This window comes from Streptomyces sp. NPDC004126, from assembly GCF_050275515.1.
Lineage (GTDB): Bacteria > Actinomycetota > Actinomycetes > Streptomycetales > Streptomycetaceae > Streptomyces.
The window spans coordinates 13962-27035 of record NZ_JBNNPF010000029.1 but is presented as its reverse complement, the minus strand read 5'-3'; the positions used below and the strand labels follow the sequence as shown (position 1 = coordinate 27035).

The following is a 13074-nucleotide window of genomic DNA, read 5'->3' as shown; positions in this document are numbered from 1 at the left end:
CGACGTTCATCTCTTTACATCTCCTTGCGGTGCCAGTGACCGAAAGGGCTCCGCTTCGTTCCCCCGGACGGAGGTGTACGCCATGGTGGCTCCCCCGGACAAGGCCCGGCCCGACCAGGCCCCGCCGCAGGAAGACCTGCTCTGGGCCCGGTCCCTGCACTACTCCCACAGCGGCAGCCCCGGCCTGATCGGGGTCTCCGCCGGAGTCCGCCAGGGTGAGATCCTCGCCGTGACCGGCCCGCGCGGCTGCGGGAAGAGCACCCTGCTGCGCTGTCTGGCCGGGCAGCTGCTGCCCGAACAGGGCGAGGTCTGGTTCAACAGCGTCCCCGTCCACACCCTGGGCGCCGCGGCCCGCGAACGCCTGCGCCGCGACCGGTTCGCCTGGATCGGACCCGAACCGCAGCTGCTGCCCGAGCTCAAGGTCTGGGAGAACGCCGCCCTGCCCCTGCTGATCGGCGGCGCCCCGCACCGCGCCGCCCGCCGGGCCGCCCTCGAATGGCTGGAGCGCCTCGACCTCGACCGCTTCGCCGGCAAGCGCCCCAGCGCCCTCAACCGCGCCGAGGCCCAGCGGGTCGCCCTGGCCCGCGCGCTGGTCGCGGAGCCCGCGGTGCTCTTCGCCGACGAGCCGACCGCCCCGCTGCACCGCGCCGAACGCGCACTGCTGCTGCGCACCCTGACCACGGCCGCCCGCTCCCACGGCATCACGGTCCTGCTGGCCACCCACGACGAGGAGGCCGCGGCCGGCGCCGACCGCGCGCTGGCCCTGCTCGACGGCCGCCCGGCCGGCGCCGCGGCCGCCGCCTCCGCCCTCACCACGGAGGACCAGGCCGCGTGCTCGCTCTCCGCCTAGTCCGCGGCTCCCGCCCCCTGGTCCAGCTGCGCCGGCTGCTGGTCGCGGCCGCCTCCGCCGGCAGCGCCTTCCTCCTGCTGTACGTCCTCGCCGACGCGACCGCCCGGCCCGCCGGATCGTTCCCTCGCCTGCTGTGGGCGCTGGTCCCGCTCGCCGCCACCGCCCAGTTCGCGGTGGCCGTCGCCCGCACCGACCCCGCGACCCGCCCCCGCGACGGGCTCGACGCCGCCGGGCTGGGCCCCGTACGGCTCACCCTGGTCGCGGCCGTCTCCACGGCCGTCGCGTGCGCCCTCGGCAGCGCCCTCGCCCTGGCCGCCTTCCTCCACCTGCGGGGCGACCTCGCGGGACTGCCCTTCGACGGAGCCGGCGCCCGCCTGCTGCACGCCGACCGGCCCCTGCCGGTGGCCGCCGCCCTCACCCTGCTGGCCCTGGTCCCGCTGACCGCCGCCGCGGCCACCGCCCTCGCCCTGCGCCCCCGCCCGCCGCACGCCGCGATGGCCCCGCAGACCGGAGTGCCCTGGGGGGTGGCGCTGGCCGCCTGCGGGCTCGCCGCGCTGGCGTACGCGCGGCCCGGCGGAGCCGGCGTACCGGCCGGCTCCGCGCTGATCGCGGTCGGGCTGGCCCTCGCCGGTCCGGGACTGGCCTACGCCTGCGGGACCCTGGTCCAGGCCGTCCGGCCGGGGCTGCTGCGGCTGCTGGCCGGGCGCGGCCTCCAGGAGGAGGCGCCCCGGCTGGGACGGCCCCTCGGGGTGCTCACCGCCGTCGGCGCCGCCGCCCTCACCGCCCTCTCCCCGCACGCCCCGGGCGGCCCCCTCACCCCGCTCGGGCCGCTGACCGGCCCGGCCGCCGCCCTGGTGGCCCTGTGCGCGGCCGGGACCCTGCTCACCTCGGCCGTCGAGTCCCGGCAGGCCCGCTCCGCCTCCCGGGAGGCGCTGGCCGGACTCGGCACCCCGGGCACGGTGCTGCGTACGGCCGTGGTGCTGCGGGCCGCAGCGCTGCTCACCGCCGCCGCGGGGCTCGGCTGGGGTGTGGCGCAGCTGACGTCGCTGGCTCTGACCCGCTGAGCCGGCCAGCCCTTAGGGTGGGCCGAATGGTCAACGCAGACATCGAGATCGAGACGCTCGCCGAGTTCGACCGGGTCGTCGCCCGGGGGTCCCTGAGCGGCTACCGGATCCAGTCGGTCAACCTCCTGGAGCGGACCTTCGCCCTGCTGTCCGCCGACACCTCCGCGGCCGTGTTCCTGGGCTGCGCCATGGAACCCGACGCCTCGGTGAAGGTCCGCGCGGACGGCGCGCTGGTCTTCCCGCCGATACCGGACCTGCCGTTCGACCCGTACCGGGGTCTGCTGTACACGGCCGAGGAGCTGTTCACGGGTCTGGCCGAAGGCTACGAGGCCACCCCGGACGCCCAGGCGTACGCCTGGTTCCAGGAGACCAAGTCCGACGGCGACGTCTTCTCCTCGATGCTCCGCTCCATCCACGACGACGCGATCTCCGACGCCCTCGACGAGGACCTCGCGGGCGCCCGCGTCATCGGCGTGATGGGCGGCCACGCCATGGCCCGCGGCGGCGTCGACTACCGCGGTGCGGCGGAACTGGGCCGGACGCTGGCCCGGTCCGGGCTGACGGTCGCCACCGGCGGCGGCCCCGGCGCGATGGAGGCCGCCAACCTGGGCGCCTACCTGGCCCCCGCGCCGGACGAGGCCCTGCCCGAGGCGCTGGAGCTGCTGGCGAAGGTGCCCTCCTTCAGCCCCTCCGTCTCCGACTGGGCGCGCGCCGCCTTCGCCGTCCGGGAGCGCTGGCCCCGGGGCGGGGACTCGGTCGGGATCCCCACCTGGTTCTACGGCCACGAGCCGCCGAACGCCTTCGCGGGGCAGATCGCCAAGTACTTCGCGAACGCCACCCGCGAGGACGGGCTGCTCGCCCGGTCCAACGCGGGCGTGGTGTTCCTGCCGGGCGCCGCGGGCACCGTGCAGGAGGTCTTCGACAACGCCACGCCGAACTACTACGAGTCGCGGTCCGCGCCGACCCCGATGGTCCTGGTCGGCCGCGCCCACTGGACGGAGCGGCTGCCGGTGTGGCCGCTGCTGCGGGCGCTGGCGTCGGGCCGGGCGATGGAGTCGCGGATCGCGCTGGTGGACTCGGTGGACGAGGTCCCGGACGCGCTCGCGGCCATGGCCTGACCCCCGAGGGCAAAGAACCGGTCAACGAACTCCCTTGCGGAGGCAACTTCCCGGCCCGTTATGACGTCTGGCAGAGGTACCGCCTTACCTGCCAGACGTTGAACGGAGCCCTCTGTGCTCATAGGCCTGCTGACCGCTGTCGCGGCGTCCATCTGCTACGGGACGGGCTCTGTCCTGCAAGCCGTGGGCTCGCGCCGCGCCGCCCGGATGTCACCGGCCGCCGCCGGTGTGACCGCCCACGGCGGACCGAACCTGACCTCCACCGCCAAGGCCGCGATGACCTGGGAGTTCATCGTCGGCACCATCCTGGACTTCGTGGGCTTCGGACTGGGCGCGCTGGCGGCCCGCATGCTGCCCCTGTTCCTCTCCCAGACCGTCATCAGCGCCAACCTGGTGATCACCGCCATCCTCAGCGTGAAGATGCTGGGCATCCGGCTGACCCGCAAGGAATGGACCTCGATCGGCGTCGTCTGCGCGGCGCTGGTGCTGCTGGCGACCGCCGCCGGCCACGAGGGCGACCACCACGCCCCGATGTCCACGCACTGGTGGCTGCTGGCCGTGACCCTCGTGATCATCATCGGCGGCACGGTGGCCGTGCGGCTCCTCGGCGCCCGGGCCGCGATCCTGGCGGGTCTGCTGTCCGGTCTGGCGTTCGGCGCGCTGGGCGTCGGCGTGCGCATCCTCGACGGCGTGGACCCCTTCGACCCGGTCACCCTCGCCACCGACCCGGCGCTCTACGCCATCCTCATCGCCGGCTTCGGCGGCATGTACCTGCACACGGTGGCCCTCCAGATCGGCTCGGTCAACGGCGCCACCGCCGCCCTCGTCGTCGGCGAGACGGTGCTCCCGGGCGCCATCGGCGTCCTGTGGCTCGGCGACGCCTCCCGTCCCGGTCTGGCCTGGCTCGCGGTGACCGGCTTCGTGCTGGCCGTCGCCGGCGCCGTCGCGGTGGCCTGGTACGGCAACCACGACGGGGCCGAGGAGTCCGCCGAGGAGCCGGTTCCGGCACCGGTGGCCTGACCCTCCCGGCCCGGCCGCGGCGGCCGGGCCGGGATTCACTCCCGTGGGGCCCCTCCGGTGGCGCGGGCCCCGCGGCTGCCGCCTGCTGAAGGCATGGAGTCCACCACCACGCGGATGCGCACGCCACGGGCCGCCGGGACGGCCGGGCTCGTCTTCGCCGTGCTGCTCGCGGTGGCGATCGTGCTGATGAGGCTCGCCATCCCCTCCGGGAGCCCCTCCGACGCCCCCGTCGCCGACGCCGACCGCTGGGCCGTCCGGCTGGCCCTGGAGATCGTCCCCTTCGCCGGGATCTTCTTCCTCTGGTTCATGGGAGCACTGCGCGCGCACTCCGGCGGCGGCGAGGACCGGTTCATCGCCGCGGTGTTCCTCGGCAGCGGCTACATCTTCGTCGGAACCCTGTTCGTCGCCGCCGCCGCGGCCGGCACCGTGCTCCAGGAGACCGTGCCGCCGTCCGGATTCGGCCGCCCCTTCGCGTACACCGTCCTCACCACGTACGCGATGCGCATGGCCGCCGTCTTCGTCTTCGTGACCTCCACCATCGGGCGCCGCCTGGGCTTCTTCCCGCGCCCGCTGGTCCTGCTGGGCTTCGCCACCGGGCTGGTGCTGCTCCTCCTCGGCTCCGGGGTGCCCTGGTCCGAGATGGTCTTCCCGTTCTGGGTCCTCGTCATCAGCCTGCACGTCCTGCGCACCAACCTGCGGCAAGAGGCCTGAGCACCGGCCCCGCGCCTCCTCCCGGCAGGCGGCGCGCGGGTCTCGCGCGCATGCTGGAGACCGGGAGGGCTCGGGGGTCCGTGGGGGTCAACAGGTCACGGAAAGGCTGATGCCCCATGAGGCTTGTCGTGGACCTCAACCGGTGCCAGGGGTACGCGCAGTGCGCGTTCCTCGCACCGGACGTCTTCGCCATGCACGGCGACGAGTCCCTGCTCTACGACCCGCAGCCCGACGAGGAGCACCGCGAGAACGTCGTCCGCGCCGTCCACGCCTGCCCCGTCCGGGCCATCCTGCTGGATGCGGTGAACGGGTCCCTGTCGACCGCGGAGGCGCGTGGTGAGCGGTGACGCAGCCCTGGAGCGGCTCAAGCGCGAAGGCCGCATCGTCGTCGTGGGAGCCTCCCTGGCCGGCCTGCGGGCCGCCGAGACCCTGCGCGAGAAGGGGTTCGCCGGATCCCTGACGATGATCGGCGACGAACCCCACGAGCCGTACGACCGGCCCCCGCTGTCCAAGCAGGTCCTGCTCGGCAAGGCGACCGCGGACCGCACGGCCCTGCCCCGGCGCCGGGACATCGACGCCAAGTGGCGGCTCGGCGTACCGGCCGCCGGCCTGGACATGAAGGCCCGCCGGGTCCGCCTCGCCGACGGCGACGAGGTGGAGTACGACCGGCTGCTGATCGCCACCGGCGTCCGCGCCCGGCCGTGGCCCAAGCCCGAGGAGGGCGCCCTCGACGGGGTCTTCGTCCTGCGCACCCGGGACGACGGCGCGGCCCTGGAACGCGCGCTGGCGGCCGGACCCGGCCGGGTCCTCGTCATCGGCGCCGGCTTCACCGGCTCCGAGATCGCCTCCGCCTGCCGGGAACGCGGGCTGGCCGTCACCGTGGCGGAACGCGGCGACGCGCCCCTCGTCGGGGCCCTCGGCGGGGTGGTGGGCGCGGTCGCGGCCGAGATGCACCGCGAGAACGGCGTGGACCTGCGCACCGGGATCATGGTGACGGCCCTGGAGGGCGACTCCTCCGGCAGGGTCCGCTCCGCGCTCCTCTCCGACGGCACCACGCTGGAGGCGGAGGTGGTGGTCGTCTCGCTCGGCGCCCAGCGCAACACCGAATGGCTGGCCGGGTCCGGACTCGGCGCCGGTCCGCGCGGCATCGCCTGCGACGCGGGCTGCCGGGCCTTCGACATCTGGGGCATCGTCACCGACGACATCTACGTGGCCGGCGACGTGGCCCGCTCCCCGCACGCCCTCTTCGGCTACCAGTTCCTGTCCCTGGAACACTGGGGCAACGCCGTCGCCCAGGCCGAGACCGCCGCGCACAACATGCTCAGCGAGAGCGCGGAGCGCCGCCCGCACGTCTGGGTCCCGGCCTTCTGGTCGTCCCAGTTCGGCGTGAACATCAAGTCGGTCGGCGTCCCCTCCATGGGGACCGAGATCGTCATCACGCAGGGCTCGCGCGCCGAGCGCCGCTTCGTCGGCGTCTACGGCTACCAGGGCCGCGTCATCGGTGCCGTCACCTTCGACCAGTGCCGCTGGCTGGACTTCTACGAGCAGCAGATCGAGCAGACCGCACCGTTCCCGCCGCCGTACTCCACGGTGGACCGCAGGCCCGAGGGGAACCGGCCGCTGGACGCGGACTTCCCCGACCCGTCGGTGCCCACGCACGGCCCGACGATCACCCTGAGCGGCTACTCACCGGCCGACCGGCGGATGACGTTCACGCCGGCGCACAACTGAGCACGAGGACCTCTCATGACTGAAGGCATCCTGCGGCAGATCCTCGACTACTCCAGCCGGGCCAATCCGTACCCCCTGTACGAGGAGCTCCGCAAGACCCCGGTGTTCCACGACGGGGACGGCCCGTACGTCCTCAGCACGTACCACGAGATCAAGGGCCTGCTGCACGATCCGCGGATCAGCTCCGACTCCCGCAACCTGACGGCGGTGGCCGGGGACCCGCTGAGCGAGGCCGAGGACGAGGGCGAGGGCGTCCTGCCGCCCTCGTTCCTGAAGCTGGACCCGCCCGACCACGACCGGCTGCGCCGGATGACGAACCGCCCGTTCGGGCCTCCGCACTCCCCGCGCCGCGTCGAGCAGATGCGCGGTGAGCTGGGCGGCATCGTCAAGGGGCTGGTCGACGCGATCGCCAAGGAGGGCGACCCCGCGCGGATCGACCTGGTCGAGGAGTTCTCGTACCCGTTCCCCGTGACGGTGATCTGCCGGCTGCTGGGCGTCCCGCCCGAGGACGAGGCGCGCTTCCACGTGTGGGCCGACACCCTCGCCGCGAGCCTGGACCCCGATCCGGGCGCCGATCCGGCCGTACGCGCGGAGAAGACCAAGGGCGCCCGGATGGAGCTCGGCATGTACCTGGCCGGGCTGATCGAGGAGCGGCGCAAGAACCCCACCGGGGACATGCTCTCCGAGCTGGCGACCGCGCAGGGGCCGGACGGCGCCATGACCACCATGGAGGTGCTCAGCACGGCCGCCCTGCTGCTGATCGCGGGGCACGAGACCACCGTCAACCTGATCACGAACGGCATGCTCACCCTGCTGCGGTACCCGGAGCACCTGGCCCGGCTGCGGGCCGAGCCGAACCTGGGCGTGCCGATCGTGGAGGAGCTGCTGCGCTACGAGCCGCCCGTGCAGCTGCTGCCGCAGCGCAGTACCCTGTCCGACATCGAGGTGGCGGGGGTGACCATCCCCAAGGGCTCCTCGCTCTGGCTGATCCTGGCCTCCGGGAACCGCGACCCGAAGCGGTTCGAGGACCCCGACCGCTTCGACCCCGACCGTGCGGACGTCCAGCACCTGGGCCTCGGCAGCGGCATCCACAGCTGTTTCGGGGCGCCGCTGGCCCGGCTGGAAGGGGCGCTGGCCCTGAGCGAGCTGGCGCGCAGGCTGGAGAACCCCCGGCTGCTGGAGGACCCGCCGCCCTACCGGCAGAACGCGGTCCTGCGCGGCCCCCGCCACCTGCCGATCGCCGTCGACGGCATCCGGGACTGAGGGGCCGGGGTCAGGAGGCTTCCGGGAGGACGACGACCTCCGACGGGCTGAACGCCACCGCGACCCGGTCCCCCACGGCCGGCGCGGTGGCCAGCTCGCACTCGGCCTCCAGCACGGGCCCCGACGCGGGCTTCAGCCGCAGGGCCACGTGCGTGCCGCGGAAGGTGCGGGACTCCACCACGCAGCCCAGCCCGGCCTCGCACAGCACCACCCCGGCGGGCCGGACCAGCAGCCGCCGCTCGCCCTCGGGCGTGCCGGCCGGGACCGGCACCCTGCCCCAGGCGGTCGCGGCGGCGGCACCGGCCACCGTGCCCGGGACCACGTTCTCGAAGCCGAGGAAGCGGGCCACGAACTCCGACGCGGGCCGCTGCCACACCTCCAGCGGGGTCCCGGCCTGCGCGATCCGCCCGTCCCGCATCACCACCACCCGGTCGGCCAGCGCGAAGGCCTCGCCCTGGTCGTGGGTGACGGCCAGGACGGTGGTGCCCAGCCGGGAGAACAGCCCCTGGAGCTCGACCACCAGACGCTCGCGCAGCCCCCGGTCCAGCTGGCCGAGCGGCTCGTCCAGCATCAGCAGCCGGGGCGAGGGGGCCAGTGCCCGGGCGAGCGCCACCCGCTGCTGCTCCCCGCCGGACAGCGAGGCGACGGCCCGGCCCTGGGCCCCCGGGAGCCCGACCAGCTCCAGCAGCTCCGCGACCCGGGCCCCGTACGAGCCCTTCGGGGTGCCCTGCGCGCGCAGGCCGAAGGAGACGTTCCCGCCGACGTCCCGGTGCGGGAACAGCTGGTGGTCCTGGAACATCAGGCCCACCCCGCGCCGGTGCACCGGCACGCCGGCCTGGTCGGCCCCGCCGAGCAGCACCCGCCCCGCGGACACCTGCTGGAGGCCGGCCACCACCCGCAGCAGGGTGGACTTGCCGCTGCCGCTGGGGCCCAGCACGCACACGGTCTCGTGCTCGGCGACCTCCAGGTCGACCGCGTCCACGACCGCCCGGTCGCCGAAGCGGACCGTCACCCCTTCGAGCCGGAGCAGGGTCATCAGAACTCTCCCGAGGTCTTGTCGGGTCGCAGCCGCTCCAGCACCAGCAGGGACACCGCGCACACCAGCATCAGAATCGTGCTCAGGGCCATGGCCTGCCCGTAGTTCATCTCCCCGGCCCGCCCCAGCAGCCGCGCCACGGCCACCGGCAGCGTCGGGTGGTCGGGCCGGGCGATGAAGACGGTCGCGCCGAACTCGCCCAGCGAGACCGCGAAGGCGAAGCCGGCCGCGATCAGCAGCGCCCGCCGCACCAGCGGCAGGTCCACCTCCCGCCAGGCCCGCAGCGGCGAGGCGCCGAGCACGGCGGCGGCCTCCCGCAGCCGGCCGTCGACGGCCCGCAGCACCGGCAGCATGGTCCGTACGACGAACGGCACCCCGACCAGCGCCTGCGCCAGCGGCACCAGGATCCACGAGGTCCGCAGGTCCAGCGGCGGCTCGTCCAGGGTGATCAGGAACCCGAAGCCCACCGTCACGGCGGACACCCCGAGCGGAAGCATCAGCAGCGCGTCGAAACCGCGGACGAAGCGGCCGCCGCGCCGGGTCAGTGCCGCCGCGGCGAGCCCCCCGACGGCCAAGGCGATGGCGGTGGCGGCCAGCGCGTACTGGAGGGAGTTCCAGATCGCCTCCAGCGGCGGCACCAGAAACGTTCCGCCTCCCGAGCCCGCGTCCTGCAGCGCCCGGTAGAAGCCGAGTCCGTACCCGCCCGGGGCGTCGAAGGACCGCTCCACCAGCACCGCCAGCGGCGCCACCACCAGCAGCGCCACCGAGAGCAGCACCCCGCCCAGCAGCCCCCGCTGCGCCCAGCCGCGCGGCGGACGCGCGGTGCGCGCGGGGTCGACGAGCCGCAGCGCGGTCTCCCGCCGGCGCACGGTCCACGCGTGCACGGCGAGCACGCCGGCGATGGCCGCGAACTGCACCATCGTCAGCACGGCGGCGGTCGGCAGGTCCAGCAGCTGCGCCGTCTGCCGGTAGACCTCCACCTCCAGGGTGGCGTACGCGGGCCCGCCCAGGATCTGCACGACGCCGAAGGAGCTGAAGGTGAACAGGAACACCATCAGGGAGGCCGCGGCCACCGCCGGACCGAGGGCGGGCAGCACCACCCGCCGCCACGCCGCGAACCGCCCGGCGCCCAGCACCCGGGCGGCCTCCTCCTGGCGCGGGTCCAGCTGCGCCCAGAGGCCGCCGACGGTCCGCACCACGACGGCGTAGTTGAAGAAGACGTGGGCGAGCAGGATCGCCCACACGGTGGTGTCCAGCCGGACGCCCCACAGCTCGTCGAGCAGCCCGCCCCGCCCGACCAGCGCCAGGAAGGCACTGCCGACGACCACGGTCGGCAGTACGAAGGGCACGGTGACCAGCGCGCGCAGCAGCTGCTTGCCGGGGAACTCCAGGCGCGCGAAGACATAGGCGCCGGGCAGCGCGAGGAGCAGGGTGAGGGCGGTCGAGGCGAGCGCCTGCCAGGTGGTGAACCACAGCACGCCGCCGATGTCGGGCCGGGCGAGGACCTCGCCGATCCGGCCGAACTGCCAGCCCTCGTCCGTCTTGAGCCCGCGGCCGACGATCGCGGCGACGGGGTAGGCGAAGAACAGTCCGAAGAAGGCGAGCGGCACGGCCATCAGAGCGAGTCTGACGGCCGTGGCGCGCCCGCCCTCCGCGGGAAGGCGCTCTACTTCACGACGAGCGAGGACCACGTCTTGACCCACTGCTCACGGTTCTTGGCGATGGCCTCCGGAGCGACGTTCTCCGGCTTGTCGACCACGACGCCGTGCTTCGTGAACAGCTCCGGCAGCTTCGCGTCCTTGACGACCGGGTTGACGAACATCTGGAGCGGCATGTCCTCCTGGAACTTCTTGGAGACCAGGAAGTCGATGAGGGCCTTGCCGCCCTCCTCGTTCTTCGCGCCCTTGAGCAGGCCCGCGAACTCGACCTGGCGGAAGCAGGTGCCGGTGGCCACGCCCGTGGGCGCCTCGGCCGGCTGCGGCTCGCCGTAGAGGACCTCGACCGGCGGGCTGGAGGCGTAGGAGACGACCAGCGGGCGGTCGCCCTTGGCCTTCTTGCCGCCGGCGGAGCCGGAGAAGCGCTCGTTGTAGGCCTGCTCCCAGCCGTCGACGACCTCGACGCCGTTGGCCTTGAGCTTGCTCCAGTAGTCCTTCCAGCCCTCCTCGCCGTACTTGCCGACGGAGGCGAGGAGGAAGCCGAGACCGGGCGAGGAGGTCGCGGCGTTCTCGGTGACCAGCAGGTTCTTGTACTCCGGCTTGACCAGGTCGTCCAGCGTCTGCGGCGGGGCGATCTTCTTCTCGGCGAAGTACGCCTTGTCGTAGTTGACGCAGATGTCGCCGGAGTCGACCGGGGTGACGCGGTGCTGCTTGTCGAGCACGAACTCGGGCTTCACCGTGTCCAGGCCCTTGGCCTGGTAGGGGGTGAACACACCGTTGTCGAGGGCGCGCGAGAGCAGGGTGTTGTCGACGCCGAAGAAGACGTCGCCGCGCGGGGAGCCCTTGGTGAGGATCTCCTGGTTGAGGGCGGCGCCGGCGTCGCCGGACTTCAGCACCTTGACGGTGTAGCCGCTCTGCTGCTCGAACTCCTTGAGGACCGTGTCGGTCACGTTGAAGGAGTCGTGGGAGACGAGGGTGACCGTCTTGGACTTCGGGGCGTCGGTCGCGCCCGCGGACTTGTCCTTGGCGTCGCCGCCGCCACAGGCGCTGAGCGTGGTGACGCCGAGCGCGGCCGCGAGCGCGGCGCCCGCGATCTTCTTGGTGGTGCTCACTGGTGATTCCTCCTGGGATGACCAGGAGAAGACGCGGCCCTGCCCGGCGCTCTGTGGGAGCGGACGCCGGGCAGGGCGCAACAGCTTGAGTGGTGACCGAACTTCCTACCCCGAATGACCGGGGCGAGGTTCAGAGGGTCTGCGGATGACGGATACCGCACTCTCAGCGCTGTGGCGCTCCCCTGTCGGAATATGCAATTGGTTCGGCCACAGGGTACCCCGTGGCCGATTCCCGCAGGCCGGTGACCGGAATCTAGCGTTCCGAGGCGGCGAGCTGGCCGCACGCGCCGTCGATCTCCTGACCGCGGGTGTCGCGGACGGTCACGGGCACCCCGTGGCGGGCGATCGCCTCGACGAAGGCCTTCTCGTCCTCGGGGCGCGAGGCGGTCCACTTCGAGCCCGGCGTCGGGTTCAGCGGGATCAGGTTGACGTGCACGCGCTTGCCCTTGAGCAGGCGGCCGAGCAGGTCGCCGCGCCAGGCCTGGTCGTTGATGTCACGGATCAGGGCGTACTCGATGGAGATCCGGCGGCCGGACTTCTCCGCGTACTCCCAGGCGGCGTCGAGGACCTCGCGCACCTTCCAGCGGGTGTTCACCGGGACGAGGGTGTCGCGCAGCTCGTCGTCCGGGGCGTGCAGGGAGACCGCGAGGCGGCACTTGAAGCCCTCGTCGGCGAACCTCAGCATCGCCGGGACCAGGCCCACGGTGGAGACGGTGATGCCGCGCTGCGACAGGCCCAGGCCGTCGGGCTCCGGGTCGGTGAGGCGGCGGATGGCGCCCACGACGCGCTTGTAGTTGGCGAGCGGCTCGCCCATGCCCATGAAGACGATGTTGGAGAGCCGGGCCGGGCCCCCGGGGACCTCGCCGTCGCGCAGGGCGCGCATGCCGTCGACGATCTGGTGCACGATCTCGGCGGTGGAGAGGTTGCGGTCCAGGCCCGCCTGGCCGGTGGCGCAGAACGGGCAGTTCATGCCGCAGCCGGCCTGCGAGGAGATGCACATCGTGACCCGGTCGGGGTAGCGCATCAGCACGGACTCGACGAGCGTGCCGTCGTGCAGCTTCCACAGGGTCTTGCGGGTGGTGTCGTCGTCGCAGCTGATGTGCCGCACGACGTTCATGAGCTCCGGCAGCAGCTCCTGCTGGAGCTTCTCGCGCGAGGCCGCGGGGATGTCCGTCCACTCGGCCGGGTCGTGCGCGTAGCGGGCGAAGTAGTGCTGGGAGAGCTGCTTGGCCCGGAAGGGCTTCTCGCCGATCGCGGCCACCGCCTCGCGGCGCTCGGCCGGCGTGAGGTCGGCGAGGTGCCGCGGGGGCTTCTTCGCTCCGCGGGGCGCGACGAAGGTGAGCTCGCCCGGAACGGGACGGGGGGCCATGCTGTACTCCTCGGTACGACGGGGTGGGGGTCACCCCGCGCGTGCAGGGCCGGTCCGCGGCGACTCGGCCGCCGGACGGAAAAGGGGGGGGCGCGGGGGGGGGGGGGCCGGCCCGCGGGAAACGCCCCCCCCCCGGGCGGCCCCG

12 protein-coding genes are annotated in these 13074 nt (G+C 73.7%); 8 read left to right on the top strand and 4 right to left on the bottom strand.

All coding sequences use genetic code 11. The features are described from left to right. Window positions 1-82 precede the first annotated feature (82 nt). The 8 genes from ACQKM2_RS25365 (at window position 83) to ACQKM2_RS25330 (ending at window position 7757) form a co-directional block, all read left to right on the top strand. Entirely contained in the window at window positions 83-850 is a 768-nt protein-coding gene (locus tag ACQKM2_RS25365) for an ABC transporter ATP-binding protein (protein ID WP_427713581.1), read from the top strand. Next, window positions 832-1914 carry a hypothetical protein gene (locus ACQKM2_RS25360; protein ID WP_427713579.1) on the top strand — a complete coding sequence of 361 codons (1083 nt, stop codon included), beginning with the start codon at window positions 832-834 and terminating at the stop codon, window positions 1912-1914. Before ACQKM2_RS25365 ends, ACQKM2_RS25360 begins: the two co-directional genes overlap by 19 nt. Before the next feature lie 26 nt (window positions 1915-1940). After that, window positions 1941-3032, top strand: coding sequence for an LOG family protein (locus tag ACQKM2_RS25355; RefSeq protein WP_427713578.1), 1092 nt, complete (start codon window positions 1941-1943; stop codon window positions 3030-3032). Between the two features lie 114 nt (window positions 3033-3146). Next, a complete protein-coding gene (locus ACQKM2_RS25350) occupies window positions 3147-4052 on the top strand; it encodes a hypothetical protein (protein ID WP_427713575.1) in 906 nt (301 codons plus the stop codon). 93 nt (window positions 4053-4145) lie between these two features. Then, window positions 4146-4763 carry a hypothetical protein gene (locus ACQKM2_RS25345; protein WP_427713573.1) on the top strand — a complete coding sequence of 206 codons (618 nt, stop codon included), beginning with the start codon at window positions 4146-4148 and terminating at the stop codon, window positions 4761-4763. 116 nt (window positions 4764-4879) lie between these two features. After that, entirely contained in the window at window positions 4880-5110 is a 231-nt protein-coding gene (locus tag ACQKM2_RS25340) for a ferredoxin (RefSeq protein ID WP_042801903.1), read from the top strand. After that, window positions 5100-6494, top strand: a complete 1395-nt coding sequence (locus ACQKM2_RS25335) for an NAD(P)/FAD-dependent oxidoreductase (protein WP_427713570.1) — start codon at window positions 5100-5102, stop codon at window positions 6492-6494. Before ACQKM2_RS25340 ends, ACQKM2_RS25335 begins: the two co-directional genes overlap by 11 nt. A gap of 15 nt (window positions 6495-6509) precedes the next feature. Then, entirely contained in the window at window positions 6510-7757 is a 1248-nt protein-coding gene (locus ACQKM2_RS25330) for a cytochrome P450 (protein WP_427713568.1), read from the top strand. 10 nt (window positions 7758-7767) lie between these two features. Here ACQKM2_RS25330 and ACQKM2_RS25325 read toward each other — a convergent pair whose 3' ends face one another. The 4 genes from ACQKM2_RS25325 to rlmN all read right to left on the bottom strand — a co-directional run bounded on the left by ACQKM2_RS25325 (window position 7768) and on the right by rlmN (window position 12929). Further along, window positions 7768-8793: an ABC transporter ATP-binding protein gene (locus ACQKM2_RS25325; RefSeq protein ID WP_427713566.1), complete on the bottom strand. Its 1026-nt coding sequence runs from the start codon at window positions 8791-8793 to the stop codon at window positions 7768-7770. Further along, window positions 8793-10409: an ABC transporter permease gene (locus tag ACQKM2_RS25320; RefSeq protein WP_427713564.1), complete on the bottom strand. Its 1617-nt coding sequence runs from the start codon at window positions 10407-10409 to the stop codon at window positions 8793-8795. Before ACQKM2_RS25320 ends, ACQKM2_RS25325 begins: the two co-directional genes overlap by 1 nt. 50 nt (window positions 10410-10459) lie before the next feature. Next, window positions 10460-11560, bottom strand: a complete 1101-nt coding sequence (locus tag ACQKM2_RS25315) for a thiamine ABC transporter substrate-binding protein (protein WP_427713561.1) — start codon at window positions 11558-11560, stop codon at window positions 10460-10462. A 253-nt stretch (window positions 11561-11813) separates the two neighbouring features. Continuing rightward, window positions 11814-12929, bottom strand: coding sequence for a 23S rRNA (adenine(2503)-C(2))-methyltransferase RlmN (gene rlmN, locus ACQKM2_RS25310; RefSeq protein WP_405978380.1), 1116 nt, complete (start codon window positions 12927-12929; stop codon window positions 11814-11816). Window positions 12930-13074: the final 145 nt, after the last annotated feature.